Origin of the sequence: Massilia sp. Root133, assembly GCF_001426525.1 — a bacterium.
GTDB lineage: Bacteria > Pseudomonadota > Gammaproteobacteria > Burkholderiales > Burkholderiaceae_D > Telluria > Telluria orientalis.
This window is the reverse complement of record NZ_LMEW01000032.1, coordinates 360624-387303: the sequence shown is the minus strand read 5'-3', so window position 1 is coordinate 387303 and position 26680 is coordinate 360624. Positions and strand designations below refer to the sequence as shown.

Annotated in this window: 18 protein-coding genes; 12 read left to right on the top strand and 6 right to left on the bottom strand. The window is 67.6% G+C overall.

Annotated features, from left to right (window positions below; genetic code table 11):
- The first annotated feature begins 52 nt into the window (after positions 1 to 52).
- A complete protein-coding gene (locus tag ASD28_RS22265; protein WP_056133461.1) occupies positions 53 to 1012 on the top strand; it encodes a chemotaxis protein in 960 nt (319 codons plus the stop codon).
- Positions 1013 to 1181: 169 nt separating this feature from the next.
- Entirely contained in the window at positions 1182 to 3566 is a 2385-nt protein-coding gene (locus ASD28_RS22260; RefSeq protein WP_056133459.1) for a bifunctional diguanylate cyclase/phosphodiesterase, read from the top strand.
- 205 nt (positions 3567 to 3771) lie between these two features.
- Here the strand turns inward: ASD28_RS22260 and ASD28_RS22255 are convergent, their stop codons facing one another.
- On the bottom strand, positions 3772 to 5139 hold the full coding sequence (locus tag ASD28_RS22255; RefSeq protein WP_056133457.1) for an enolase C-terminal domain-like protein: 1368 nt from the start codon (positions 5137 to 5139) through the stop codon (positions 3772 to 3774).
- Between the two features lie 114 nt (positions 5140 to 5253).
- On the opposite strand from ASD28_RS22255, the gene ASD28_RS22250 reads away from it, so the two are divergent.
- Complete coding sequence (locus ASD28_RS22250) at positions 5254 to 6510, top strand: SGNH/GDSL hydrolase family protein (protein ID WP_056133454.1); 1257 nt, start codon at positions 5254 to 5256, stop codon at positions 6508 to 6510.
- A gap of 28 nt (positions 6511 to 6538) precedes the next feature.
- On the top strand, positions 6539 to 9409 hold the full coding sequence (locus ASD28_RS22245; RefSeq protein ID WP_056133453.1) for a glycosyl hydrolase 115 family protein: 2871 nt from the start codon (positions 6539 to 6541) through the stop codon (positions 9407 to 9409).
- Between the two features lie 151 nt (positions 9410 to 9560).
- Here the strand turns inward: ASD28_RS22245 and ASD28_RS22240 are convergent, their stop codons facing one another.
- Positions 9561 to 9962 (bottom strand): hypothetical protein, encoded by a 402-nt coding sequence (locus tag ASD28_RS22240; RefSeq protein ID WP_056133450.1) that lies wholly within the window; start codon positions 9960 to 9962, stop codon positions 9561 to 9563.
- Positions 9963 to 10142: 180 nt separating this feature from the next.
- Between ASD28_RS22240 and ASD28_RS22235 the strand changes: the two genes are divergently transcribed.
- Both ASD28_RS22235 and arfB read left to right on the top strand, forming a co-directional pair.
- Positions 10143 to 11435 carry a cyanophycinase gene (locus tag ASD28_RS22235; RefSeq protein WP_056133448.1) on the top strand — a complete coding sequence of 431 codons (1293 nt, stop codon included), beginning with the start codon at positions 10143 to 10145 and terminating at the stop codon, positions 11433 to 11435.
- A 5-nt stretch (positions 11436 to 11440) separates the two neighbouring features.
- Positions 11441 to 11845: an alternative ribosome rescue aminoacyl-tRNA hydrolase ArfB gene (gene arfB, locus ASD28_RS22230; RefSeq protein WP_056133445.1), complete on the top strand. Its 405-nt coding sequence runs from the start codon at positions 11441 to 11443 to the stop codon at positions 11843 to 11845.
- Here arfB and ASD28_RS22225 read toward each other — a convergent pair.
- From ASD28_RS22225 to ASD28_RS22210, 4 genes are all read right to left on the bottom strand, one after another.
- Positions 11842 to 13029 carry a diguanylate cyclase gene (locus ASD28_RS22225; protein ID WP_229411943.1) on the bottom strand — a complete coding sequence of 396 codons (1188 nt, stop codon included), beginning with the start codon at positions 13027 to 13029 and terminating at the stop codon, positions 11842 to 11844. The two genes, arfB and ASD28_RS22225, sit on opposite strands and share 4 nt — an antisense overlap.
- A 94-nt stretch (positions 13030 to 13123) precedes the next feature.
- Positions 13124 to 14488, bottom strand: coding sequence for a glycoside hydrolase family 27 protein (locus ASD28_RS22220; RefSeq protein ID WP_056133442.1), 1365 nt, complete (start codon positions 14486 to 14488; stop codon positions 13124 to 13126).
- A gap of 103 nt (positions 14489 to 14591) precedes the next feature.
- Positions 14592 to 15725, bottom strand: coding sequence for an endo-1,4-beta-xylanase (locus tag ASD28_RS22215; protein ID WP_056133440.1), 1134 nt, complete (start codon positions 15723 to 15725; stop codon positions 14592 to 14594).
- Between the two features lie 42 nt (positions 15726 to 15767).
- Positions 15768 to 17981, bottom strand: a complete 2214-nt coding sequence (locus ASD28_RS22210; protein WP_082577049.1) for an alpha-glucuronidase family glycosyl hydrolase — start codon at positions 17979 to 17981, stop codon at positions 15768 to 15770.
- Between the two features lie 183 nt (positions 17982 to 18164).
- Between ASD28_RS22210 and ASD28_RS22205 the strand changes: the two genes are divergently transcribed.
- From ASD28_RS22205 to ASD28_RS22180, 6 genes are all read left to right on the top strand, one after another.
- Entirely contained in the window at positions 18165 to 19277 is a 1113-nt protein-coding gene (locus ASD28_RS22205) for a LacI family DNA-binding transcriptional regulator (protein WP_056133438.1), read from the top strand.
- Positions 19278 to 19580: 303 nt separating this feature from the next.
- Positions 19581 to 21971, top strand: a complete 2391-nt coding sequence (locus ASD28_RS22200) for a glycoside hydrolase family 3 N-terminal domain-containing protein (protein ID WP_056133436.1) — start codon at positions 19581 to 19583, stop codon at positions 21969 to 21971.
- 16 nt (positions 21972 to 21987) lie between these two features.
- Complete coding sequence (locus tag ASD28_RS22195) at positions 21988 to 23166, top strand: fumarylacetoacetate hydrolase family protein (RefSeq protein ID WP_056133433.1); 1179 nt, start codon at positions 21988 to 21990, stop codon at positions 23164 to 23166.
- A gap of 10 nt (positions 23167 to 23176) precedes the next feature.
- On the top strand, positions 23177 to 23965 hold the full coding sequence (locus ASD28_RS22190; protein WP_056133428.1) for an SDR family NAD(P)-dependent oxidoreductase: 789 nt from the start codon (positions 23177 to 23179) through the stop codon (positions 23963 to 23965).
- Positions 23962 to 24843 carry an SMP-30/gluconolactonase/LRE family protein gene (locus tag ASD28_RS22185; protein WP_056133426.1) on the top strand — a complete coding sequence of 294 codons (882 nt, stop codon included), beginning with the start codon at positions 23962 to 23964 and terminating at the stop codon, positions 24841 to 24843. Before ASD28_RS22190 ends, ASD28_RS22185 begins: the two co-directional genes overlap by 4 nt.
- 6 nt (positions 24844 to 24849) lie before the next feature.
- Positions 24850 to 26634 carry an IlvD/Edd family dehydratase gene (locus tag ASD28_RS22180; RefSeq protein WP_056133424.1) on the top strand — a complete coding sequence of 595 codons (1785 nt, stop codon included), beginning with the start codon at positions 24850 to 24852 and terminating at the stop codon, positions 26632 to 26634.
- The last annotated feature ends 46 nt before the right edge of the window (positions 26635 to 26680 follow it).

The window sequence follows — 26680 nt, the reverse complement described above, 5'->3', positions numbered from 1 at the left end:
CGCAGTTCGCGTCTAGAATTTCCCAAAAGAATCAACTTTTTCGGGATGGGACATGAAATCGGTTCAGCAGGAAGTCGACGAGCGCAGCAACCTTACGGGCACGAACAAATTCGAGCTTTTGCTTTTCCGTCTCGGCGGCGACGCCAGCGGGGAGCACAGCGAGCTGTTCGGCATTAACGTCTTCAAGATCCGCGAGATCGTCGCGATGCCGACGATCACCAAGGTGGCCGGCGCGCCCGACCACGTCCTGGGCGTGGTCAACCTGCGGGGCCAGATCATCCAGGTCCTCGACCTGCCGGGCATTGCCGGCGTCACGCCCAAGACCGGCCTGAACATCATGCTGGTGACGGAATTCGCGCGCACCACGCAGGCGTTTGCCGTCGAGAGCGTGGAAGAAATCGTCCGCCTCGACTGGACGCAGGTGATGTCGGCCGAAAAGAGCGCCGGCAGCGGCATGGTCACGAGCATCGCGCGCCTGGAACCGGTGGACGGCCAGCCGGCCCGCCTGGCCCAGGTGCTCGACGTCGAGACGATCCTGCGCAACCTGAATCCGGAAGCGCAGACCGAGAACATCGAACAGGCCGTCGGCGCCAAGATGAAGCTGAAGCCGGGCGCCGTGATCCTGGCCGCGGACGATTCCGTCGTCGCGCGCGCCCTGATCGAGCAGGGCCTGGACGCGATGGGCCTGCCGTTCGTGATGACGAAGAGCGGCAAGGAATGCTGGGAACAGCTGAACCACATCGCGGCCGCGGCGGAAGCCGAAGGCAAGACCGTGCACGACAAGGTCGCCCTCGTGCTGACCGACCTCGAGATGCCGGAAATGGATGGCTTCACCCTGACGCGCAACATCAAGTCGAACGCGCGCTTCGGCAACATGCCGGTCGTGATCCACTCGTCGCTGTCCGGCACCACGAACGAGGAACACGTCAAGAATGTCCGCGCCGACGCCTACGTCGCCAAGTTCTCGGCCGAGGACCTGTCGCGCACCCTGCGTACGCTGCTGCGCCAGTAGTTCTCCTCACGCGGTGCCGGCATCGCCGCCGGCGCCGTGCTGCATCGCCCTTCTGAGTTGTTGTGGGGCAACATATCCAAGCTGTTTTTGCGTGGGCCTTGTCCTACGCCAATAGTCATGTCGCATAATGACTGCTCAGGATGCTGTTTCCCACCTTTTCAGAATCCCCATGCCACACCCCACAACGTTTATCGCGAGCATCTGGACCACGGATACGGACGGCGTCTGCACGTCGGTCGTCGACCACGGCTCCGGCGCGCTGCCGCCGTTCGCCGTCGCGACGCGCCTGCAGGACTGGGTAGGTTCGTACGTCGTGGACCGCCAGGCGGCGGACGATGTCGCGCATGCGCTGGCCGGGCACGTGGCGTTCGGCCATGAAGTCGAGCTCCGCGGCATGGATGGCTGCCTGCGCCGGGTCATCGTGTCCGGGCTGCCGACCGTGGATGCGGACGGCCGCTGCGCGGGATGGTCCGGCACCTTCGCCGACGTCACCGCGCACAGGGCCACGCTCGACCGCGCCTTGCGCAGCGAGGCGGAGCACCGCCTCATCGTCGACCACAGCATGGACCTGATCGCGCACTGCGGCGTGGATGGGCGCTACATCCACGTGTCGCCGTCGTACACGACTGTCGTGGGCTGGGACGCGGCGCAGATGGTGGGGCGCAGCGTCCTCGAGTTCCTCCATCCGGACGACCAGGCGGCGGCCGGCGCCGCGCTCGCGCGCATCCTCGCCGGTGAAGACATCCCGGACGTGGTCGCGGTGCGCAAGCGGCACCGCGACGGCCATTACGTCGAGCTTGGCTCCAAGGTGCGCAAAGTGACGGATCCGGTCACGGGCACCGTGTTCGGCGCCGTCCTCGTGTCGCGCGACATCACGCGCGAAAGGGAGATGTTGCACCGCGTCGAGGATGCGCATGCGCGCTTGCGCACGATCCTGGAAAGCATCGAGGACGGCTTCTTCTCGGTGAACCGCAACTGGGAGATCACGTACGCCAACACGCTGGCCGAGGTGTTCGCCGGGGTCGAGCCCGGCACCTCGGGCGGCAGGGTGTTGTGGGACCTCGCGAACGACCTGGACGGCACCGAGACCGGCGTCATCTACCGGCGGGCGATGGCGACGCGCTCGAACGCGGCGTTCGAGACATTCTACGAACCGGAAGGCGTGTGGCTCAGCGTGCGCGTGTATGCGCACGAGGAGGGACTGTCGGTTTTCTTCCACGACATCACCGACCGCAAGCGCGCCGAGGAGCGGCTGGAGCAGCTGGCCACGCGCGACGACCTGACGGGCCTGCCCAACCGCGCGTGGCTGAACGGCCATCTGCAGTCGATGCTGGGCCAGGCGCGCGGCCAAGCGGAAACCACCGTCCTGTTCATCGACCTGAACCGCTTCAAGGAAGTCAACGATTCATTGGGCCACGCGGCCGGCGACCATCTGCTGCGCCAGGTGGGCCTGCGCCTGCAATCGTGCCTGCGTCCGGGCGACGTCGTGGCGCGCCTGGGTGGCGACGAATTCGTCGTGGCGGCCCATTGCGCGGGACGTGGCGCCGCCGCCGGCATCGCGCAGCGGCTGCTGGAGACCCTCACCAATCCCTTCCACATCGACGGGCTGGAGATGTGCGTGGGCGCGGCTATCGGCATCAGCCTGTCGGGCCAGGACGGCGCCACGCCGGAGCTGCTGTTCCAGAACGCGGACACGGCGATGTACAAGGCGAAGGCGCTGGGCGCGAGCTCGTACCAGTTCTTCGAGCCGGAGATGAGCGTGGAAGCGCGCCGTCGCCTGCAGGTGGAGGCGGCGCTGCGGCGCGCGCTCGAGCTGGGCCAGTTCGAACTGTATTACCAGCCGCGCATCGACGTGCGCACGTGGCGCCTGCGCGGCGTGGAAGTCCTGTTGCGCTGGAAGCATCCCGAACTGGGGCAGGTGTCGCCGCTCGAATTCATCCCGATCGCGGAAGAGCGCGGCCATATCGAGGCGATCGGCCGCTGGGCGCTGCGCGAGGCCTGCCGTGTCGGCAAGCGCCTGTCCGACCAATACGGCACGCAGTTGCGCGTGTCGGTGAACGTGTCGGCGCGCCAGCTGCGGTCGGCGGAGCTCGTGGCCGACGTCGAACAGGCATTGCGCGAATCCGGTTTTGCGCCGTCCGCACTGGAACTGGAGCTGACGGAGAGCGCGCTGATCGACGACATCGACCAGTCCGTCGACGTGCTCCACCGCCTCAAGCGCCTGGGCGTGAAGCTGGCGCTGGACGATTTCGGTACCGGCTATTCGAGCCTGTCGTACCTGAAGCGCTTTCCCGTCGACGTGCTGAAACTGGACCGCTCGTTCTTCCTCGACGAGTGCCCCAACGGCGACGAATTCGTCGCGGCGCTGGTCCACATGGCGCACGCGCTCGGCCTGACCGTGGTCGCGGAAGGCATCGAGACGGAAGAGATCATGGAGATGCTGCGCGGCTGCCGCTGCGACGAAGCGCAGGGCTATCTGTTCGCGCGGCCGATGGCGCTGGCGGAGTTCGACAAATTCCTGCAGTGCGAGGTGCCGGGCGCGCAGGCCGCGTGATACCGCGCAACGTCTTTCCCGCTTTCGCGCACTCGTGTCCGGAATATGGTTTTTCAAAAGCCGTCAGAAATAGCGTCGTCATTCCCGCGCAGGCGGGAATCCATGCTGAGTATGCCAATTACGGTCTTCATTTCCACCTCGTCGGCTACGAAGAATCGACTTCGGGCAGTCAGTATGGGTTCCCGCTTTCGCGGGAACGACGACGTCAGCGCGCGTAGCTCGGCTTCTTCGGGTCGTACTGCCAGCCGGGCACGAGGTAGCGCATGGCCATCGCGTCGTCGCGCGCGCCGCCGGCGACCTTCTTGTACAACTCGTGCGCGGCGAGGATGCGTTCCATGTCGGGCTGGATGCCCAGGCCCGGCGCATCCGGCACCGCGACCTGGCCGCCCACGATCTGCAACGGTTCCGTCGTCAGGCGCTCGCGGCCTTCCTGCCAGATCCAGTGCGTGTCGATGGCCGTGATGTCGCCCGGCGCCGCGGCGGCGCAGTGCGTGAACATCGCGAGCGACACGTCGAAGTGGTTGTTCGAGTGCGAGCCCCAGGTCAGTCCCCAGTCGTGGCACAGCTGCGCGAGGCGCACGGAACCCTGCATGGTCCAGAAGTGCGGGTCGGCCAGCGGGATGTCGACGGCGCCCAGCAGGTGCGAGTGCGCCATCTGGCGCCAGTCCGTCGCGACCATGTTCGTCGCCGTGCGGATGCCCGTGGCGCGCTTGAATTCGGCCATGATCTCGCGCCCGGAATAACCGCCCTCCGGACCGCACGGGTCTTCCGCATACGACAGCACGTGGCCCTGGCCCTTGCACGCGGCGATCGCTTCCGCCAGCGACCAGGCGCCGTTCGGGTCCAGCGTCGCGCGCGCATCCGGGAAGCGCCGCTTGATGGCGGCCAGCGCCGCGATCTCGTCTTCCGGCCGCATCACGCCGCCTTTCAGCTTGAAGTCGCGGAAGCCGTATTTGTCGACGGCGGCGGACGCCAGGTCGGCGATCTGCTCGGGGCTCAACGCTTCTTCGTCGCGCACCTTGTACCAGCCGTCCTTGGCGGCGTCGCCGTCGTACGGCAGATCCGTCTGCGTGCGGTCGCCGATGTAGAACAGGTACGCGAGCATCGTCACGTGCGTGCGCTGCTGGCCGTCGCCGAGCAGTTCGCACAGCGGCACCGCGAGGTGCTGGCCCAGCAGGTCCAGCAACGCCGCCTCCACGGCCGTCACCACGTTCTCCAGGCGCAGGTTGATCTCGTGCGGCTGCTTCATGACGGCTTCCTCGGCGCTCGACGTCACCTGGTGGCTCACGCCGGAAATCGCCGCGCGCAGCACGTTCAGGGTGCGGTTGTAGCGCGCCACTTCGGTGCCCGTCACGAGCGGCACGAGCCGCTCCAGCGCGCGCAGGATGCCATTCGAGCCGGGCACCTCGCCCATGCCGGTGTTGCCGGCGCTGTCCTTCAGCAGGACGAGGATACGGGTGAAGTAGGGCGCGTGGGCGCCGCACAAGTTCAGCAGCATGCTGTCGCGGCCGGCCACGGGGATCACCTGCATTTCGGTGATGATCGGGCTGGCGGCGCGCTGGATGAGGGGCATTGTATGGGTCTCCTGGTGATGTCGGGCATACGAAAAAAATATATCTCGTTGCCCGTAACATTGATCTAAACTAGAATGGTAGCGCAACCATTTGCCCAGTGTGAAGGAATAACGATGTCCCGTCAATCGATTCTGGCAGCCAGCCTCCTGTGTCTCTCCCTCGGCGGCTGTGCCGCCATCGCCGTCCAAACCCCCGCCGGCGAACACTGGGTCGCCTCGTGGGGGAGCGCCCAACTCGTGCCGGAAGGCCAGAACGAACTGCCCGCCGCGCAGTGGCAGGACGCCAGCCTGCGCCAGATCGTGCGGGTGTCGCTGAGCGGCGACCAGCTGCGCGTGAAGCTCACCAATGCGTTCGGCACGACGCCGCTCGTGATCGACGCCGGCAGCGTCGCGCTGGCGCGCGCGCCCGGCAAGGCCGACGTCGACGGCGCCAGCCTGCGCCCGCTGCGTTTCGGCGGCGCCGCGTCCGTTACGATTCCCGCCGGCGCGGAATACGTGAGCGACCCGATCGACCTGCCGCATGCGGCGGGCGCCGACCTTGCCATTTCGCTGCATTTCGCCCAGGCGCCCGCGCGCCAGACGGGCCACCCGGGCGCCCGGGCGACGAGCTTCCGCGTGCCCGGCAACCAGGTCCAGGCCGCGAGCTGGCCGCAGGCCGACACCTTCACGCGCTGGTACCAGATCACGGGCGTCGAGGTGCCGGCCCGCGCCGGGGCGCACACCGTCGTCGCGATCGGCGACTCGATCACTGACGGCTACGGCGTGAATCCGGATACCTATGCGCGCTGGACGGACGGCCTCGCGACCCGCCTGCGCGCCGCGGGAATGACGAACGTCGGCGTCGTCAACGCGGGCATCGGCGGCGGCCGCATGCTGCGCGACGGGCTGGGCCCGAACCTCGTGTCCCGCTTCGATCGCGACGTGCTGGCGCGGCCCGGCGTCACGCACGCCATCGTCATGATCGGCGTGAACGACTTCGGCGTGCAGCACCGGAACAAGGAAGACACGCCGGCAGCGCGCGCGGCCCTGCTGGACGACCTGAAACAGGCCTACCGCCAGATCGTCGCGCGCGCCCACCTGCAGGGCGTGTGCGTGCTGGGCGCCACGATCACCCCGTACGGCGGCAGCGGCTACTACGCGCCGGGTCCGGACAATGAGGCCGACCGCCTCGCCTACAACCAGTGGATCCGTACCGCGGGCGTCGTCGACGGCGTCGTCGACTTCGATGCGGCGCTGCGCGATCCGGCCAAGCCGGACCACCTGTTGAAGACCCTGGACAACGACGGCCTGCATCCGTCGACCGCCGGCTACAAGGCGATGGCGGACGCGGTGCCGCTGGAACAGCTCAAGACGTGCCGCATCGCGCGCTGAAACCACCTATAAAAACATCAGGAGACTTATGAGATCACTCGTCGCAGCCGCCATGCTGGCGCTCGCGGCCGCACAGCCGGCATGGGCGCTGGGAGAGCGCCCCTTCGTCACGTTCGAAGCCGGCAAGGATGCCGTCGTACTCGCGCGATCCGGCCAGGCCGCGCGCATCGTCGTGGACCCGAACGAATTCAAGGGCGTGCGCCGGGCGGCGGCCGACCTGCAGGCGGACATCGAACGCGTGTCCGGCATCCGGCCCGCGCTGCTGGCGTCGGCCGGTGCCGTGGCGAAGGGGTCGGACGTCGTCATCGTCGGCACGCTCGGCCAAAGCGCGCTGATCGACCGCCTCGCGCGCGAAAACAAGATCGATGCGAAGGCCGTGCGCGGGAAATGGGAAGGCTATCTGGTGCAGACGGTGCGCAATCCGCTGCCGGGCGTGGCGCGCGCACTCGTCGTCGCGGGCAGCGACCGGCGCGGCACGATCTTCGGGCTGTACACGGTGTCCGAGCAGATCGGCGTCTCGCCGTGGAACTGGTGGGCCGACGTGGCGCCCGCGAAGCACGACGTGCTCGCCGTGGCGGCCGGCACGCGCGTGGCCGACGCGCCCGTCGTGCGCTACCGCGGCATCTTCCTGAACGACGAGGCGCCCGCCTTGTCCGGCTGGGCCAAGGAAAAGTTCGGCGGCTTCAACCACAAGTTCTATGGCAGGTTGTTCGAGCTGATCCTGCGCATGCGCGGCAACTACCTGTGGCCCGCCATGTGGGGCAATGCGTTCTACGACGACGATCCGGAGAACGGTCCGCTGGCCGACGAGATGGGCATCGTGATGGGCACGTCGCACCACGAACCGCTGATGCGCGCCCACGCGGAGTGGAAAAAGTACGGCAAGGGTCCGTGGGACTACAGCCGCAACGAACTGGTGCTGCGCGAGTTCTGGCAGCAGGGGCTGGACCGCGCGAAGGACTACGACAAGGTCATCACCCTCGGCATGCGCGGCGACGGCGACGAGCCGATGTCGGAGGAATCGAACGTCGCGCTGCTGCAGCGGATCGTGGCCGACCAGCGCGCGATGATCGCGCAGACGACCGGCAAACCGTTGCCGCAAGTGCCGCAGGTGTGGGCCCTGTACAAGGAAGTGCAGGAGTATTACGAGAAGGGCATGCGCGTGCCCGACGACGTCACGCTGCTGTGGTGCGACGACAACTGGGGCAATATCCGCCGTCTGCCGACCGCCGAGGAACGCAAGCGCAGCGGCGGCGCCGGCATCTACTACCACTTCGATTACGTGGGCGGCCCGCGCTCGTACAAGTGGATCAACGTGACGCCGCTGCCGAAGGTGTGGGAACAGATGCACCTCGCCTGGCGCCTCGGCGCGGACCGGCTGTGGGTCGTGAACGTGGGCGACCTCAAGCCGATGGAAGTGCCGACGGAATTCTTCCTCACCTATGCGTGGAACCCGGCCGCGTGGCCCGCATCGCGCCTGCCGGAGTACCTGAAGCTGTGGGCGACGCGCGAGTTCGGCTCCGAGAACGCGGCGGAAATCGCCGACATCGTCGCGACGTACGCCCGCTACAACGGCCGTCGCCGGCCGGAACAGCTGGAGCCGGGCACGTACAGCGCGACCAACTACCGCGAGTCCGAGCGCATCGTCGCCGACTGGCGCGACCTCGCCGCGCGTGTCGAGCGGGTGAAGGCGAAGCTGGCGCCGGCGCAGAAGGACGCGTTCTTCCAGCTCGTCGAGCATCCCGTGCGCGCATCGGGCACGCTGGGCGAACTGTATGCGACGGTGCAGGCGAACCGCCTCCACGCGCAGCAGGGCCGCGCCGACACGAACGACCTTGCCGCCCGGGCGCGCGACCTGTTCGCGCAGGACGCCGCGATCTCGCGCGAGTACCACACGATCAACGGCGGCAAATGGAACCACATGATGGCGCAGACGCACATCGGCTACACGAGCTGGCGCGATCCCGCGACCAACATCATGCCCGAGGTGCGCGAGATCGCGCTGCCGGCCGCGCCGGCGCTGGGCGTGGCGGTGGAGGGCAGCGAGGCCGCCTGGCCGGCGGCGAAGGACCTGCGCCTGCCCGCGTTCGACCCGTTCGACAAATCGAACCGCTACATCGAGGTGTTCGACCGCGGCGCCGCGCCGGTGGCCTGGACCGCGCGTGCCGAGCAGCCGTGGATCGCATTGAGTGAATCGTCCGGCACGACGGACAAGTCGAAGCGGATCGCCGTCGACGTGCGCTGGGACCAGGTGCCGGCCGGCGCCACGTCCGGCCGCGTACTGGTGAGCGGTCCGGATGGCCGGCACGCCGCCGTGGAAGTCCCGCTGCGCCACGCGGACCAGCGCGGTGCGCAGGTCGCCGGTTTCGTGGAGACGGGCGGCACGGTCGCCATCGAGGCGGAACACTACAGCCGCGCGCTGGCGCCGACAGGCCGCGAATGGCTGCGCGTGCCGGGCCTGGGCCGCACGCTGTCCGGCATGACGACCCTGCCGGTGGACGCGCCCGCGCTGGCGCCGGCGGACGGCATGCGGCTGGAGTACGACGTCTACCTGTTCGAGCCGGGCAAGGTGAACGTGCAGGCGACGCTGGCCCCCACCTTGAAATTCCGGCCGGGACCGGGCTTCCGCTATGCCGTCTCCATCGACGACGAAGCGCCGCGCATCGTCGACGTGCATGCGGACGCATCGCTGCAGCATTGGGAGAAGATCGTCACGGACGGCGTCGCGCAGTTCACGACGGCGCACGACGTGAAGGCGGCGGGACGCCATACGCTGAAGTTCTGGGCGCTCGATCCGGGACTCGTGCTGCAGCGCGTCGTGATCGATGCGGGCGGGCTGAAGCCGAGCTATCTCGGCCCGCAGGAAAGCCCGCGCGTCGGGTCCGTGCCGACGAACTAGCTCGGACCGTCGTTCCCGCGAAAGCGGGAACCCATGCTGACTGCTCGAAGCCGACGCCTTGTGACCAACGAGGTGGCAATGAAGAACGTGGCCAGCATACTCGGCATGGATTCCCGCGTGCGCGGGCATGACGGAGTATCTTCCCGCTTCATCAATCGGAATGGGCCACGCGCAGCCCGCCCTTGCGGTCGGGCAGCCAGACTTCGGCGAGGTCGGAACTGACGTCGAAGAAGCCCAGTTCGTGCTTGGCCGCCAGGCGGTGCACGGCTTCCCAGGCCGCGTCGATCCGGTCCCAGTCGAGGAACGACATGTAGAGGAGTGTGCGGCCGATGGTGTAGTCGGTGCCGGTTTCGGGTTCCTCGACGCCGGCCGGCGCGGGCGGGAACTCGGCCGCGAGCGCCGTGTAAAAGGCTTGCAGGGCGGGCGTTGCCACGCGCGGGTCGTCGTAGCCGTGGTCCTCCGTCCATTCTGTCCGCTGCTCGTACCAGTCGAGGAAGGCGGGCCGTTTGGCCGGAGCGGCGTCGGGGGCGAACACCATCAGGTCGAAGCTCATCGTGTGGTTCTTTCGGGGCGGTTCATTGGTCAGGCATGACGATACACGCCGCCCGCGTGTGGTGCAAATGCTGAAAATCCGGGAATTCCTTTGCGAAGCTGGTTCCGACGGTGCAAAAAAGATAATATGCTGAGCCTGCCAACGCCAGCCGTACCGAACCCACCGCCCATTGGAGCCCACATGACTTCCACGCTGAAATCCAAGGCCGCCCCTGCATTGCTCGCCCGCGCCTTGCTCGCCATCGCTCCGCTGCTCGCCGCCGAGGCGGCGCACGCCGGTCCCAAATACTCGTACAGCTACGTGGGCAACCCGGCCACGCCCGTACGTGCAAAACCGGTGTCGTGCTGGCAGACGGCCTGTACGCCGTCCGTCGTGCTGATGGGTGGCGGCTACGACGTGGCCGAGGCGTTCCGCTGGATGATCGCGCAGGCCGGCATCACGAAGGCCACCGGCGGCCGCTTCGTCATCCTCCGTGCGACCGGCAGCGATGCGTACAACCCGTATGTCTATAGCCGCCTCGGTACGGTCGATACGACGACGAGCCGCAATTACGAGATGGTCGGCGGCCTCGATCTGGGCGTGACCTCCGTGGAGACGCTCGTGATCCCGAGCCGCACCGCGGCCGCGGATCCGTTCGTGCTGGACGTGATCTCGAAAGCGAGCGCCATCTTCATCGCCGGGGGCGACCAGGCGGATTACTACCAGTACTGGCAAAGCACGCCGCTGGCGGCCGCGCTGCAGCGCGCCGTCGACGCGGGCATCCCCATCGGCGGCACGAGCGCCGGCAATGCGATGCTGGGCCAGTATGCGTTCGTCGCCTTGAACGATACCGTGACGTCGGACGAGGCGCTCGCGAATCCGTTCAACCGCTACATGACGATCGACCCGCTCAACACGTCGTCCGGCAAATTCATCCAGACGGGGAGCTTCATCGGCATCCCCGGCCTGGAAAAGACGATCACCGACGACCATTTCAATACGCGCGACCGCCTGGGCCGCCTGGTCGGCTTCGTCTCCCGCATCGGCGACGGCTGCCCCGGCGGCGTGGAACGGTTCGACCAGGTGCTGGGCATCGGCGTCGACGAGGAGACGGCCGTGCTGGTGTCCGGGCCGCGCGGCGGCGTCAAGGCGCAACTGGTCGCCAATCCGTACAATCCCGAGAACACGACGGCGCCGTACGCGCCGCAGAACTCCGCCTACTTCACGAAGCTCGCGCGCACACCGGCGCAGTGTGCCGCGAAGAAGACGCTGGACATCAACAGCGGCGTGCAGGTCTACCGCCTGAGCGCGCAGGTGGCGCAGCCGTCGCCGTATCCGTCGGCGCCGCAGTACAGCTTCAAGACGAATGCGACGTTCAACCTGTCCAGCTGGACGCAGCAGACGCCGACGACGTATGCCGACGGCTCGTCGCTGAACGGGCCGTTCGTGTACGGCACGGCGGGCGGCGCGATCCTGGGCGCCCAGGTCCGCTGACGCCCGTGCGCCCGCCCGTCGCCATCGATCCGGACGAGGTCGAGTTCAGCGCGATCCGTGCGCAGGGGCCGGGCGGGCAGAACGTCAACAAGGTGTCGAATGCCGTGCAGGCGCGCTTCGACATCGGCGCGTCCTCGCTGCCTTCGGGCGTGAAGGAGCGCCTGCGCGCGCTGCCGGACGCGCGCATCACGCGCGACGGCGTCGTCGTCATCAAGGCGCAGTCCGCGCGCAGCCTGGAGCGCAACCGCGCGGACGCGCTGGCGCGGCTGCAGGCGCTCGTCGACGCGGCCGCGGCGGTGCCGCTCGTGCGCCGGCCCACGCGGCCCACGCTGGGATCGCAACGGCGCCGGCTCGAATCCAAGGCGGGCCGCAGCCAGGTGAAGGCGTTGCGGGGCAAGGTGCGCGACTAGGCGCGGCGCAGCCCTGCAGGGGGATTGCTGCAGGCGCAGCATGCGTGGACGCGGTCGCGGCCACCGCGCTTGGCGTCGTACATCAGCTTGTCCGCCACGGCGATGAGGTCGCGCAGCACGTGGTGCCCGCCATCGGCCGCGGGGTCGGCGCAGGCGACGCCGAAACTCGCGGTCGTGCGCATGCGCTCCTTGCCGTCGTCGGTCATGACGCTCGTGTCGGCGAAGCGTGTGCGCAGCCGTTCGGCCAGGTGGATGCCGCCGTCGAGGTCCGTGCCCGGCAGGATCGCCAGGAATTCCTCGCCCCCATAGCGCACGACGCTGTCGACGCCGTCGCGCGTCATGTGCCGCAGCAGCTCCGCGAAGCTGCGCAGCACGGCGTCGCCGCTGGCATGGCCGTACGTGTCGTTGATGCGCTTGAAGTGGTCGATGTCGCACAGGACCACCGTCAGCAGGCCGCCGTGGTGCGGTGTGCGCACCTGGCCGGGGCGCATCAGGGTCTCGTGCAGGTAGCGGCGGTTGTAGCAGCCCGTGAGGTGGTCGCGCGCGGCGGTGTGCTGCAGCGCCACGCGCGCCTGGTATTCCTCGCGCGAGACCTGGTTGAAGCGCCGCGCCGCGAGCGCCCCGAACGCGTTCGCCAGCACGAGCAGCATGACCATCGTGACGCCGTCGGCCGCCGTCAGCCGGCCGTACTTCAACGTCAGCACGAGAAAGACGGCGGTGGCGGCGGATGCCAGCACGAGCGCGTTGGCGAAGCTGTTCGGGATGTACAGGTAGATCACGATGAGCATGATCGCGAGCGACATCGCGTGCCAGTGGAACTCGTCCGGACGCTGTACCGCGATGAAGGTGAAGCACGCGAGCGCCACGGTTTCCGCGCCGCTGGCGGCGATGCGCGTCGCGTGCAGGGTCAGCGGCCTGTGGTACGCGAGCCAGGCGCACGTGCCGGCCGTCGCGGCGACGACCGCGCGCGCGGCGCACAGCTTCAGGTAGGTCGGACCATAGCCCAGCGCGGCCAGGTCCGACAGCGAGAACGCCAGGTAGAACAGGGTGCAGAACACGAGCGTGTAGCCGAGCAGCGCCCGTGTCTGCGGCAGTTGGTGGACGAGGAACGCGGTTTCGTCTGCGCGCTGCGCAAACTCCCCGGTGAGCGGGTGTATTCTCATGCGGTCGATGGATGGAAACATGATGGGCCGGCGCGAACCGGACCATTATGTTCCAAATTTTGTATCGACGCTATTCCGACAGTTTATTCCGTTCGAATGGTCACCCTTTGTCACCTCAGGCCGAGAGGCCCAGCAAGGTCGATGCGTGCGGCGCCAGCGTGATGCGCAGCGCGCCGCGCACGGCCGGCTGGTCGCGCCGCGCCCACAGGTCGCGCACGGCGACGCTGCGGTTGCCCAGGTCGAGGCGCGACAGGTCGAACACGATCTCGGTCGGCGCATCGGACGTGTTGAACAGCGCCAGGTACTGCAGGTTGCGCTTGTCGGCCGAGCGTGCGCTCCAGATGCGCGTGCCGGCATCCGCGCGGTGCGGATGGTTGTCGCGGCTGCGCTGGTTCACGGCCAGCACCTCGGGGTTCGTCAGCAATGCGAGCGTCTTCGCATCCAGGTGGCGCAGGTCGCCGCCCATGATCAGCGGCGAACGGGCGATGCTCCACAGCGACATCAGCGTCTGCTGCTCGTCCGGCGTGAACTTGGTGTCGCGCGCGCCGAGGGCGAGCCGGCCCAGCGGCAGCATGTCGGCGTCGGGCCACGAGTTCGCGCCCATCACGGGATTCCAGTTTTCCAGGCGCTGGAACTGGTCGTTGAGGAGGCGCCATTCGTCCCAGAAGTCGTCCGAGATGCGCCACATCTGCGCATAGTGCGGCACGTGGTTGGCCCAGCGCAGGTCCATCTCGCCCGGCGACAGGCTCAGGACGATGGGGCGGCCGCTGGCCGCGATGGCCTTGTGCGCCGCTTCGACCTCGGGCCAGTTGCGTACGTACGGGCGCGACATGTCGTCCATCTTGACGAAGTCGACGCCCCACGCCGCGTACTGCTTGAACACGGAGTTGTAGTATTCCTGGGCGCCCGGCTTCGTCATGTCGACGCCGTACATGTCGCCGTTCCACTCGCAGATCGCCTTCGTGTCGGCGATGTCCTGCGCGCGCAGGCTCGTGCCGAGGATAGTCGTGTTCAGGCGCACGGCCTGGCGCGGAATGCCGCGCATGAGGTGGATGCCGAACTTCATGCCGCGCGCGTGGATCTGGTCGGCGAGCTTCTTGAAGCCCGCGCCGTTCGCGGCGGACGGGAAGCGGTTCGGCGCCGGCTGCAGGCGGCCGTACTGGTCCATCGTCAGTTCGGCGTCCTTGCGGTATTCGTAGCTGTTCGCGTTCGGCTCGTACCACTGGATGTCGACGGTGAACACGTTGTACCCGAACGGCAGCAGCTTCGCGACCATGATGTCGGCGTTTTCCAGCGCCTGGGCTTCCGTGATGGTGGGGCCGAACGAGTTCCAGCTGTTCCAGCCCATCGGCGGCGTCGGCGCGAGCCCCGCGGCCGCTGAAGCGGATTTCGATTTTGCCGCGAAAGCGAGCGAGGGAACGCCGGCGGCAGCTGCGGCGGCGAGGGAAGCGGTGAGGATGCGACGGCGATTCGAGTCCATGTGCGGGCTAAGAGTTGATGAGCGTCGCGCGAGTATAAATACCGATCTGTCGGCGCACCAATCACTTGTGTGCACCGACCGATACCCGAATCGGTATCGCAGCTCAGCCCTGGCGTGCCGGGGCCGCCTTGATGGCGTCGATGATCGCCTGCTTCATCGGCTTCGCCTTCAGTTGCGCGTCGAACGGCGTCGGGCGCATCGGCAGCTTGTCCTTGCGCGGCGCCTCGTCCCACGTCTGCAGCCAGCTGACGTTGTCGGCCAGGCCCCACACGAGAATGTCGCGCAGGCGCGGGTAGGCCAGCGTCACGTCCAGGTAGTCGCGCGTGGCGGCGGCAACGCCGGCGTCGCGTTTGGCGATGTCGGCCGGCAGGCGGCGGTCGTTCACGTCCAGTTCCGTGATCAAGAGGTCGTAGCCCATGCCCGATACCTCGTCGAGGAACTTGCGCCATTCGACCAGGTCGGAACGGCCTTTATCCGTTTCGTCCCACGAACCGATATGGCTCTGCAGGCCCAGTGCGTTGACCGGGGTGCCGCGCTTCTTGAGGTCCGCGAGCAGGGCCAGCACGCCCGCGCGGTGCTTGGCGCTGCCGGCGTCGCCGCGCATGTAGTCGTTATAGACCAACTGCGCCTGCGGGGCATATTCTTTCGCGAGGCGGAACGCAAGGTCGATCTGCTCGGCGGCGCCCAGCGGCCGCGTGAGGGCGTTCTGGCGCAGCTTGCCGTCGGCCGGGTCGACGGCTTCGTTGACGACGTCCCAGCTCTTGATGCTCTTGCCGAAGTGGCCGCACACGGTGCTCACGTGCGTGCGCATCAACTGTTCGACGGCCTTCGCGGGCTGCGGGCCGAAGTTCTGCTTGGCGACCCACGCCGGCACCCATTTCTCGGTTTGCCAGAACAGGTTGTGGCCGCGCACGGCGATGCCCTTGTCCTTCGCCCAGGCGATCACGTCGTCGGCCGGGCCGAAGTTCGGCCTGCCAGGCGCCGGTTCGAGCGCCTGCCATTTCATCTCGTTCTCGAGCACGATCAGGTTGCATTCGCGCTCGACGAGCGCGCGGTAGGCGGCGTCGCCGAACTGGTTGCGGCCGGCGCTGATGGCGGTGCCGAAGCGCATGCCCTTGCGCGCCGCGACGTCCTTCAGCGTTTCGCCCGCGGGGCCTTGGGCGCGCGCAAACGGGAGGGCGGCCGGCAGCAGGGCGGCGCCGGCGAGCGCCTGGATGATCTCTCGTCTCGTAGTCATTATGGTTGAATCCTTCTGTTTTGCGTGGTGGGGTGAAACGGTTCAGCCATGGCCAGGCGCGAACGGGAACGCTTGCTTCCGGTAATAATCGAGCGCTTGCGCGGGCGCGCGCACGCCGGCCGGCAGCGGCAGGCCGGACTGGTGCTGGAAGTAAGCGATGCACGCGTCGCGCCACCATGCGGCCTCGCGCTGTTGCTGGGCCAGGCGCTGGGCGACGTCGTCGAAGCGCCGCGCATCCACGAACGGGCGCAGGCGCTGCCATTCGGCCTGCATCGCGGCCACTTCAGCCACGCCGTGGTCGTAGTGCGCAACCAGGTCGGTCCACAGCGTACGGCCGTCCTGCATGCGGTAGTCCCACGGCAGGTGGTGGAACCACAGCAGGAATTCGGGCGGCGTCGTGGCCGGGTCGGCGAAGCGGCGCGCGACCTCGGGCGCGTACTGGGCCACGGCATTGCTGCCCTTGGCCGTGCGGTCGAAGCCGATGCCGTTCTTGTCCGCGCGGTTATAGTAGACGGGGTTCCAGTCGGCGCGGGCCAGGTCGTCCACCCACGGCGCCGGCCCGTAATGGTGGCCGGTGCCCATCATGTGGTGCAGGCCGAGGGGCGTCATGTAGTCGACCACGGCTTCGCGCGAGCGCATCATCATGGCGACGACCGGATCGACGACGCGCGCGTCCGGCGCGAACGTCTGGCCCGCCCATTCGCGTGCGATGGCGCGGCTGTCGAGGTCAGGGTTCCAGGCGAGGCGGCCGTAGGCGTACCAGTTGGCCTGGTCGAACGTGGAGCCCGTCCAGTTGCGGCTCGATCCGATGTTGGCGACGCCGGCGATGCCGCCCACGCGGCCATCCTGTGCGCCTTCCAGCACGCGCGCGACCGTCATCGGCTGGTTGCCCGCGCGGGTGTCGAAGCGCAGCGTTTCCTGGAACAGGGAACCGAGGTAGACGAGGTGCGTGGCGAAGCCCAGGTATTCCTTCGTCACCTGGAATTCCATCACCAGCGGCGTGTCCGGCATCGCGCCGAACAGCGGGTGCGCCGGTTCGCGCGGCTGGAAGTCGATGGCGCCGTTCTTCACCTGCACGAGCACGTTCTTGTCGAACTTGCCGTCAAGCGGCTTGAACTGGTCATAGGCCTGGGCGGCACGATCACTGACCTGGTTCGGGTGCGCCGGCGGGCTGTAGACGAAGGCGCGCCACATCACGATGCCCTTGTGCGGCGCGAGTGCGCGCGCGAGCATGTTGGCGCCGTCCGCGTGGTTGCGGCCATAGTCCTGCGGGCCGGGCTGGCCTTCCGAATTGGCCTTGACCAGGAAGCCGCCGAAATCGGGAATGGTGCGGTAGATCTCGTCCGCCTTGCGCGCCCACCAGGAGGCGACGGCGGGATCGAGCGGGTCGGCCGTCTTCGTCTCTTTCAGTTCCAGCGGCGTCGACCAGCGCACGGAGAGATAGACGCGGATGCCGTACGGGCGCAGCACGTTCGCGATGGCCGCCGCCTTGGCGATGAACGCGGGGCTCAGCACCTCGGCCTTCGCGTTGACGTTGTTGAGGACCGAGCCGTTGATGCCCAGCGACGCGTTGGCGCGCGCGTAATCCGTGTAGCGCGGGTCGATGATGTTGGGGAGCTCCCACCAGTTCCAGATCGATTCGCCCGCGTAGCCTCGCTCCACCGTACGGTCCAGGTTGTCCCAGTGGTTCAGTACCCGGAGGGGCAAGGCCGGCTTGTCGGCGAGGGCGATGCCGTCGGGCGCGGTGCCCAGCTGCAGCTGGCGCAGCCACGCGAAGCTGCCGTACAGGAGGCCGATGTCCGAGTTCGCCGCGATCAGCGTGACTGGGACGCCGTCCTGGCGCGTACGGCGCACGACGTAGCCTTCGCTGCCGACGCTGGCGAGGTCGCGGCGCACGGCATCCGCGTCGGCCAGGCCTGCCGGCAGCGTGGCGCGGGCGAGGACGATGGTGCCGGCGCGTACCTTCGCGTTCGCGGGGATGGCGTCCGGGGCGCGGCCCAGCATGCCGGCGAGGCCGCGTTTGAGTTCCGCGGCGGCGGCGCGCACGGTCGGGGTGTCGTCCGGCGCCGCGATGCCGGTGGCGGCCGCCGCCAGCGCGGTCTTCTGGGCGGCGGGAAGAGGGCGGTAGCGCAGCCACAGGTCGTAGCCGTCTTCATCGGCGGCGTGGGCGAGGTGGGTACCGACCAGGCCAAGCACGACGTTCAGGACGAACGCCGCCATGAACCGTGCGCGGACGAGCCGCAGCAAATATTGCATCGTAGTCTCCGTTGTATTTATATGAGTGCCGGATGCGGCGGCCCGTCCGGCGCAGGAATGTTAGCGCAAACTCTGAAAATGGGAAATCGATTTCTGAGTGTTTACGGTCATGTTTATGGCTATCATTACACGGGGCGAAAGTGCTAAGATAGCGCAAACAAAAAATGATGGGGAATAGGGAGAATGACCAAGACCAAACCAGAGTCCGTCCAGGAAGAGCTGGAACGACGGGGCCAGCCGACGATGGCCGACGTCGCCAAGCTCGCGGGCGTGTCCGCCATGACGGTCTCGCGCGTCATGAACGGCAAGGGACTCGTGCGCGAAAGCACGCGGCGCAAGGTCGCGGAAGCCGTGGCGGCGCTGAATTACACGCCGAACCAGGAGGCACGCAACCTCGCGGGCTCCAAGCCGATCCGCGTCGGCTTCTTGTACAGTAACCCGAGCGCGGCGTACCTGAGCGAGTTCCTCGTCGGCCTCCTGAGCCAGTCGGGCCTGAACAACGTCCAGCTGTTCGTGGAAAAATGCGAGGCCGGCGAGCACGAAGCGGAACAGACGCGCCGCCTCGTCGAGAACGGCCTGGACGGCATCATCCTGCCGCCGCCGCTGTGCGACAGCGAGGAGGTGCTCGCCGCCATCGCGGACGCGAACATCCCGGCCGTCGTCGTCGCGTGCGGCCTGCCGGACAGCCGCGTGGGCGCCGTCAGCATCGACGACTACGAAGCGGCGCATGCGATGACGCGCCACCTGGTCAACCTGGGCCACCACCGCATCGGCTTCGTCGTCGGCCATCCGAACCAGACCGCGAGCGCGCGCCGCCTCGAAGGCTATCGCGCGGCGATCGCGGAGCAGGGTGCGGACGCGTCCGAGGAACTCATCGTGCAGGGCATGTTCACGTACCGCTCCGGCCTGGACGCGGCCGAGCACCTGCTGGCGCTGGAAGAACGCCCGACGGCCATCTTCGCCAGCAACGACGACATGGCGGCCGCCTGCGTGGCCGTCGCACACCGCCTCGGACTCGACGTGCCAGGCGACCTGACCGTCACCGGCTTCGACGACACGGCGCTCGCCACGACGATCTGGCCGGAACTGACCACCGTGCGCCAGCCGATCGCCGGTATGGCGCGCGAAGCGGTGCAGTCGCTGGTGCGCCGCGTGCGCGCGCTGCGCGAAGGCGAGGAGGCGGAGCCGGAACAGGTGCGCATGGACTTCGAACTGGTACGCCGCCAGTCCGACGCCGCGCCGCGCACCCGTCCATCGGCACTGCTGCCGCTCAGCGCCGCCAAGCGCGCCAGCTGATCCTCCCGGCCGCGGCGCCCAGCCGCGGCCGACCTACGCGCGACGCATAAACTGTTCGCGCAAACATCGAGTTTTCCCGCTTTTCCCGCCAATTCCGCCACGGCCCAAGGCCGTTGCGTCGCCTCTGCCGGACATCTTCCCAATAATTCATTGACAAGCGCCAAATTAGACGTTTAGACTGGAATGGTTGCGGTAACATTTCTGTTATTAGAATGTTGGACCTCGATCCACCGCATGCCAGGCAGACCACACTCCGCCGGCCACACGGCGGCACCTACAAAAACAAGCAGGAGACATAAGTCGATGGGTATCAAACGCAGAGAGTTTCTGGCCACCGTTGGGGGCGCGGCCGGCATGGCAGTCGTGCCGGGCGCGCTGGCGGCGAAAGCCGCCAAAGGGGGCGCACCAGTTTACAAGCAGGCGAACGCGCCCGTCGCGGCGCGCGTGGAAGACCTGCTGGGCCGCATGACGGTCGACGAAAAGATCGCGCAGCTGCAATGCGTCTGGCTGACGAAGAAAGACCTCCAGAACGACGACACGAGCTTCAACGCCGAGAAGGCGGCAAAAGTCCACCCGCACGGCATGGGCATGTTCGCGCGCCCGTCCGACCGCCAGATCGGCGCCGACAACAACGCCGGCAACTCCGGTGCCGTCGGCAACCGCGGTCCGAAGGAAACGGCGGACTACGTGAACGCCGTGCAGAAGTGGGCGCTGGAGCACACGCGCCTGGGCATCCCGGTCTTCATGCACGAGGAATCGCTGCACGGTTACGTGGCGCCGGAAGCGACCAGCTTCCCGCAGGCGATCGGCCTGGCTTCCACGTTCGACCCGCAACTGGTCGAGCAGATCTTCTCGCTCGCCGCGAAGGAAATGCGCGCCCGCGGCGCCAACCTGGCGCTGGCGCCGGTCGTCGACGTGGCGCGCGAGCCGCGCTGGGGCCGGATCGAAGAGACCTATGGCGAAGACCCGCATGTGTGCGGCGTGATGGGCAAGGCCGCCGTGCTGGGCTTCTCGGGCAACACGCTGCCGCTGGCGCAGGACAAGGTCTTCGCCACGCTGAAGCACATGACGGGCCACGGCCAGCCGGAGTCCGGCACCAACATCGGTCCGGCGAACGTGGGCGAACGCGCGCTGCGCGAAGACTTCTTCCCGCCGTTCGAGAAGATCATCAAGGAAACCAAGATCGCGGCCGTGATGCCGTCGTATAACGAGATCGACGGCGTCCCGTCGCACGCCAACCGCTGGCTGCTGACGGACGTGCTGCGCAAGGAGTGGGGCTTCCAGGGCCTGACCGTGTCCGACTACATGGCGGTCGCGGAACTGGGCAGCCGCCACCACCTCGTCGGCTCGGTGAAGGAAGGCGGCCTGCGCGCATTCAAGGCCGGCGTCGACATCGAGACGCCGGACCCCGCCGGCTTCGCCGCGCTGGATGAACTGGTCAAGGAAGGCAAGATCACCACGAAGGAACTCGACGCCGTCGTGCGCCGCATCCTGCGCTGGAAATTCGACGCGGGCCTGTTCGAGAACCCGTACGCGGACGCCGACCAGGCCGCCGCCCGCACCGCGACGCCGGAAGCCATCGCCCTCGCGCGCACGGCCGCCCAGCGCACCGCCGTCCTGCTGAAGAATGACAAGGGCCTGCTGCCGCTGGCGCCGCAGAAGGTCGGCAAGCTGCTGCTGGTCGGCACCCATGCGAAGGACACGCCGATCGGCGGCTATTCGGACAAGCCGCGCCACGTCGTCTCCGTGTACGAGGCACTGCAGAAGGAAGCGCAGGCGGGCGGCTTCACGCTGGATTATTCGGAAGGCGTGCGCCTGACCGAAGGCCACGTATGGGGCCAGGACGAAATCGTCTGGACCAAGCCGGAAGTCAATGCGCGCCTGATCGCCGAGGCGGTGGAAGCGGCGAAGAAGGCCGACACCATCGTGATGGTCCTGGGGGACAACGAGCAGACCGCGCGTGAAGCCTGGGCCGACAACCACCTGGGCGACCGCACGTCGCTGGACCTCGTCTCCCAGCAGAACGACCTGGCCCGCGCCATCTTCGCGCTGAACAAGCCGACCGTCGTGCTGCTGCTGAACGGCCGTCCGCTGTCCGTGAACTACCTGGCCGAACGCGCCGACGCGCTGATGGAATGCTGGTATATGGGGCAGGAGACGGGCCATGCCGTCGCCGACCTGATCTTCGGCCGCGCGAACCCGGGCGGCAAGCTGCCCGTCACCATCGCGCGCAACGTCGGCCAGCTGCCGATGTTCTACAACCGCAAGCCGAGCAGCCGCCGCGGCTACATCGACGACGTGACCACGCCGCTGTACCCGTTCGGCTACGGCCTGTCGTACACCCGCTTCGACATCTCCGCACCGCGCCTCACGAAGGACCGGATGGGAGTCTCCGGCACGACCCAGGTACAAGTGGACGTGCAGAACACGGGCGCCGTGCGCGGCGACGAAGTCGTGCAGATGTACATCCGCGACGACGTCAGCTCCGTCACCCGTCCGCTGCTCGAACTGAAGGGCTTCCAGCGCGTGACGCTGGAACCGGGCGAAAAGCGCACGGTCACCTTCGACATCAAACCGACCGACCTGTGGTTCTACAACGGCGACATGAAACGCGTCGTGGAACCGGGGACGTTCACCATTTTCGCAGGACCGAACAGCGTCGACCTGAAGAAGGCGACCCTGACGGTGGCATAACCAAGAGAGACAAGACATGACAGCTATCCAAGCCAACCCGCTGCCCCAGGACCTCGACCAGGCCTTGATGGTCGGCCGCGTGTGGCGTTCTTCCCCGACCAACGGCCCGGCCGTGGTCGCCGTTCGTAACGGTCGTGTAATCGATATCACCCGCCACGCCCCGACCGTGTCGGAACTGCTCGAGCGCGACGACCTCGTCGCCATCGTGCGCGGCGCGGAAGGCGAGGACCTGGGCGACGTCAACGCGCTGGTCGCGGCCGCGCTGGCCGGTGATGAAGGCAACGCGGTGCGCCTGCTGGCCCCGTGCGACCTGCAGGCGATCAAGGCGTGCGGCGTCACGTTCGCCGTCAGCCTGCTGGAACGCGTGATCGAGGAACAGGCCAAGGGCGACCCGGCCCGCGCAACGGCGCTGCGCCAGCAGCTGCAGGAAACCATCGGCACCAACCTGTCGGAACTGGAACCGGGCGGCGAAGCTGCCATGCGCCTGAAGGCCGACCTGTCGGCACGCGGCTTGTGGTCGCAATACATGGAAGTGGGCATTGGCCCGGACGCGGAAGTGTTCACGAAGTCGCAGCCGATGTCGGCGGTCGGCCACGGCGCCGCCGTCGGCCTGCACCCGTCGTCGCACTGGAACAACCCGGAACCGGAAATCGTCCTGGCCGTGAACAGCCGCGCGCAAGTCGTCGGCGCCACGTTGGGCAACGACGTCAACCTGCGCGACATCGAAGGCCGCAGCGCGCTGCTGCTCGGTAAGGCGAAGGACAACAACGGCTCGTGCGCCATCGGCCCGTTCATCCGCCTGTTCGACGGTGATTTCGATATCGACACCCTGCGCAACGCGGAAGTCCGCATGCTGATCGAAGGCGTCGACGACAACTTCGAACTGGCCGGTGCCAGCTTCATGCGCGAAATCAGCCGCGATCCGCTGGACCTCGTGCGCCAGACCTGCGGCAAGCACCACCAATACCCGGACGGCTTCATGCTGTTCCTCGGTACGATGTTCTCGCCGATCAAGGACCGCGATGCGCAAGGCGGCGGCTTTACCCACCACGCGGGCGACCGCGTGAGCATCTCCACGCCGTCGCTGGGCACGCTGGTCAACACCGTCCAGCGCAGCGACCAGATCGCACCGTGGACCTTCGGCGTGCGCGCGCTGTACGCCAACCTGGCCGAACGCGGCCTGCTTTCCAAATAACGAGAATTACATGTCTGAACAAAACCAAGCATTCGTCTACGCGACCTTTCCCGACCTGGCCGGCAAGCGCGTCGTCATCACCGGCGGCGGCAGCGGCATCGGCGCCGAGCTGACCACGGCCTTCGCCGGCCAGGGCGCCCGCGTCTACTTCCTCGACATCGCCGAGGAAGCGTCGCGTTCCCTGGAGGCGTCGCTGGCGAACTCGCGCATCGCGCCGAAGTTCATCAAGTGCGACCTGACCAACCTCGACGAGCTGAAGGCGACCTTCGCCCGCATCGAAGAGGAAGCGGGCGGCGTCGACATCCTGCTGAACAACGCGGCCAACGACGACCGCCACGACATCGAGAACGTGACGCCGGCGTACTGGGAAAGCCGCATGAACGTGAACCTGCGCCACCAGTACTTCTGCGCGCAGGCCGTCATCCCGGGCATGAAGGCGCGCAAGTACGGCGTGCTGCTGAACTTCGGTTCGATCTCGTGGCACCTGCCGCACACCCAACTGGGCCTGTACATGATGGCGAAGGCCGCCATCGAGGGCATGACCCGCAACATGGCACGCGAATTCGGCCCGCACGGCATCCGCGCCGTCACGGTCGTCCCGGGCGCCGTCGTCACGCCGCGCCAGAAGGCGCTGTGGCACAACCCGGACGAAGAAGCGCGCATCCTGGCCGGCCAGTGCATTCCCGAGCGCGTGGAGATGGAAGACGTGGCCGCGCTGGCGCTGTTCCTGGCGTCGAACAACGCGCGCCACATCTCCGGCCGCGAGTACTTCGTCGACGCGGGCTGGTACGGCGCATGAGCATCGTCGCCACGCAGCCCACGCCACTGTGGGAAGTCGGCGCGACCCTGGGCGAGGGCGTCCTGTGGGATGCCCCGAACCAGCAGGTCTGGTTCGTCGACATCAAGGGCAAGCGCCTGCACCGCTGCGCGGCGGACGGTTCCGACCAGCGCAGCTGGGACGCACCGGGCCAGGTGAGCTTCGTCGTGCGGGCGTCGGATGGCGGTCTCGTCGTGTCGCTGGAAGATGGCCTGTACCGCTTCGTGGAAGCGACCGGCGAGTTCGTCCCGTTCGCGAAGGTCGAGGCCGACGTGACGGGCAACCGCTTCAACGACGGCCACGTCGACGCGCAGGGCCGCCTGTGGTTCGGTTCGATGGACGATGCGGAAGAAGCGCCGTCGGGTGTCCTGTACCGTTTCGACGGCACTCACGTCGTGCGCATGGACGACGGCTACATCATCACGAACGGCCCGGCCGTGAGCCCGGACGGACGCACGCTGTATCACACCGACACGCTCGATAAACGGGTGTATGCTTTCGACCTGGCGGCAGACGGCAGCCTGTCGGGCAAGCGCCTGTTCGCAGAGATCACGGACGGCGGCTGGCCGGACGGGATGGCGGTCGACGCCGAGGGTCACGTGTGGATCGCGGTGTTCCGCGGCTGGCGCATCGAACGCCGCAATCCGCAAGGCGACAAGGTGGGCGAAGTACGCTTCCCCTGCTCGAACATCACGAAACTGGCCTTTGCCGGCGACGACCTGCGCACCGTGTACGCGACGTCGGCGCGCAAGGGCCTGACGGCCGAGGAACTGGCCCAGCAGCCGCTCGCGGGCGCGCTGTTCACCTTCCGCGCCGAGACGGCCGGATTGCCGCACCACGTGCTGCGGCTGCAGGAGTAATACGGAATGACACAACAGAACAGCAAACCGAAGCGTTTCCGGTCGCAGGACTGGTTCGACAACGAAGAGCGCATCGACATGACCGCGCTCTACCTCGAGCGCTTCATGAACTATGGCATCACCCCCGAGGAACTCCGTTCGGGCAAGCCGATCATCGGCATCGCCCAGAGCGGCAGCGACATCTCGCCGTGCAACCGCATCCACCTGGACCTGGCCAAGCGCGTGCGCGACGGCATCCGCGATGCCGGCGGCATCCCGATGGAATTCCCGCTGCACCCGATCTTCGAGAACTGCCGCCGCCCGACCGCGGCGCTGGACCGCAACCTGGCCTACCTTGGCCTCGTCGAGATCCTGCACGGCTACCCGATCGACGCCGTCGTGCTGACGACCGGCTGCGACAAGACGACGCCGGCCCAGCTGATGGCCGCCGCCACCGTCGACATCCCCGCGATCGTGCTGTCCGGCGGTCCGATGCTGGACGGCTGGTTCGAAGGTGAACTGGTCGGCTCCGGCGCGGCGATCTGGAAGGGCCGCCGCCGCCTGGCCGCGGGCGAGATCGACGAGAAGAAATTCATCGACATCGCGACCGCATCCGCGCCGTCGGCCGGCCACTGCAACACGATGGGCACCGCCTCGACGATGAATGCCATCGCCGAAGCGCTGGGCATGTCGCTGACGGGCTGCTCGGCCATTCCGGCGCCGTACCGCGAGCGCGGCCAGATGGCGTACGAAACCGGCAAGCGCATCGTCGGCATGGCGTTCGAAGACCTGCGTCCGTCGCAGATCCTGTCGCGCGACGCGTTCATCGACGCGATCGTCGTCAACGCCGCGATCGGCGGTTCGAGCAACGCCCAGCCGCACATCGTCGCGATGGCCCGTCACGCCGGCGTCGAGATCAAGCCGGAAGACTGGATGGAATACGGCTACGACGTGCCGCTGCTGCTGAACATGCAGCCGGCCGGCAAATACCTCGGCGAGCGTTACCACCGCGCCGGCGGCACGCCCGCCATCATGTGGGAGCTGGAGCAGAAAGGCCTGCTGCGCTCGAAACGCCTCACCGTCACCGGCAAGACGATGGCCGAGAACCTCGTCGGCCGCGAGAGCATCGACCGCGAGATGATCACCCCGTTCGACCAGCCGCTCAAGCAGAAGGCCGGCTTCATGGTCCTGAAGGGCAACCTGTTCGACTTCGCGATCATGAAGACGAGCGTGATCTCGGACGCCTTCCGCCAGCGCTACCTGTCGACGCCGGGCTCGGAAAACGCGTTCGAGTGCAAGGTCGTCGTGTTCGACGGTTCGGACGATTACCACCACCGCATCAACGACCCGGCGCTGGGCATCGACGAGAACACGATGCTCGTGATCCGCGGTTCGGGTCCGGTGGGCTGGCCCGGTTCGGCGGAAGTCGTGAACATGCAACCGCCCGATGCGCTGATCAAGAAGGGCATCAACGCGCTGCCGACGCTGGGCGACGGCCGCCAGTCCGGTACGTCGGACAGCCCGTCGATCCTGAACGCGTCGCCGGAAAGCGCGGCGGGCGGCAACCTGGCGCTGCTGCGCACGGGCGACCGCGTGCGCGTGGACCTGAACACGGGCAGCTGCAACGTGCTGATCACGGACGAGGAACTGGAAGCGCGCCGCAAGGATGCGCCGCCGCCGATCCCGGGCAACCAGACGCCGTGGCAGCAGATCTACCGCGCGACCGTCGGCCAGCTGCATACCGGCGCCGTGATGGAGATGGCCCTGCAGTACCGCGACGTCGGCCACGACATGCCGCGCCATAACCACTGATCGCCACCATCCCTGAAAGGGCCCGTTCGCGGGCCCTTTTTTCATT

Excerpts from the sequence above, each read along its gene's own strand:
- ASD28_RS22215 (WP_056133440.1), bottom strand. The coding sequence starts at position 15,725 with ATGACTACGAGACGAGAGATCATCCAGGCGCTCGCCGGCGCCGCCCTG.
- ASD28_RS22190 (WP_056133428.1), top strand. The coding sequence starts at position 23,177 with ATGTCTGAACAAAACCAAGCATTCGTCTACGCGACCTTTCCCGACCTG.
- ASD28_RS22250 (WP_056133454.1), top strand. The coding sequence starts at position 5,254 with ATGTCCCGTCAATCGATTCTGGCAGCCAGCCTCCTGTGTCTCTCCCTC.
- ASD28_RS22200 (WP_056133436.1), top strand. The coding sequence starts at position 19,581 with ATGGGTATCAAACGCAGAGAGTTTCTGGCCACCGTTGGGGGCGCGGCC.
- ASD28_RS22245 (WP_056133453.1), top strand. The coding sequence starts at position 6,539 with ATGAGATCACTCGTCGCAGCCGCCATGCTGGCGCTCGCGGCCGCACAG.
- ASD28_RS22265 (WP_056133461.1), top strand. The coding sequence starts at position 53 with ATGAAATCGGTTCAGCAGGAAGTCGACGAGCGCAGCAACCTTACGGGC.
- ASD28_RS22235 (WP_056133448.1), top strand. The coding sequence starts at position 10,143 with ATGACTTCCACGCTGAAATCCAAGGCCGCCCCTGCATTGCTCGCCCGC.
- ASD28_RS22240 (WP_056133450.1), bottom strand. The coding sequence starts at position 9,962 with ATGAGCTTCGACCTGATGGTGTTCGCCCCCGACGCCGCTCCGGCCAAA.
- ASD28_RS22220 (WP_056133442.1), bottom strand. The coding sequence starts at position 14,488 with ATGGACTCGAATCGCCGTCGCATCCTCACCGCTTCCCTCGCCGCCGCA.
- ASD28_RS22210 (WP_082577049.1), bottom strand. The coding sequence starts at position 17,981 with ATGCAATATTTGCTGCGGCTCGTCCGCGCACGGTTCATGGCGGCGTTC.
- ASD28_RS22180 (WP_056133424.1), top strand. The coding sequence starts at position 24,850 with ATGACACAACAGAACAGCAAACCGAAGCGTTTCCGGTCGCAGGACTGG.
- ASD28_RS22195 (WP_056133433.1), top strand. The coding sequence starts at position 21,988 with ATGACAGCTATCCAAGCCAACCCGCTGCCCCAGGACCTCGACCAGGCC.
- ASD28_RS22260 (WP_056133459.1), top strand. The coding sequence starts at position 1,182 with ATGCCACACCCCACAACGTTTATCGCGAGCATCTGGACCACGGATACG.
- ASD28_RS22205 (WP_056133438.1), top strand. The coding sequence starts at position 18,165 with ATGACCAAGACCAAACCAGAGTCCGTCCAGGAAGAGCTGGAACGACGG.
- ASD28_RS22255 (WP_056133457.1), bottom strand. The coding sequence starts at position 5,139 with ATGCCCCTCATCCAGCGCGCCGCCAGCCCGATCATCACCGAAATGCAG.
- ASD28_RS22185 (WP_056133426.1), top strand. The coding sequence starts at position 23,962 with ATGAGCATCGTCGCCACGCAGCCCACGCCACTGTGGGAAGTCGGCGCG.
- ASD28_RS22225 (WP_229411943.1), bottom strand. The coding sequence starts at position 13,029 with ATGTTTCCATCCATCGACCGCATGAGAATACACCCGCTCACCGGGGAG.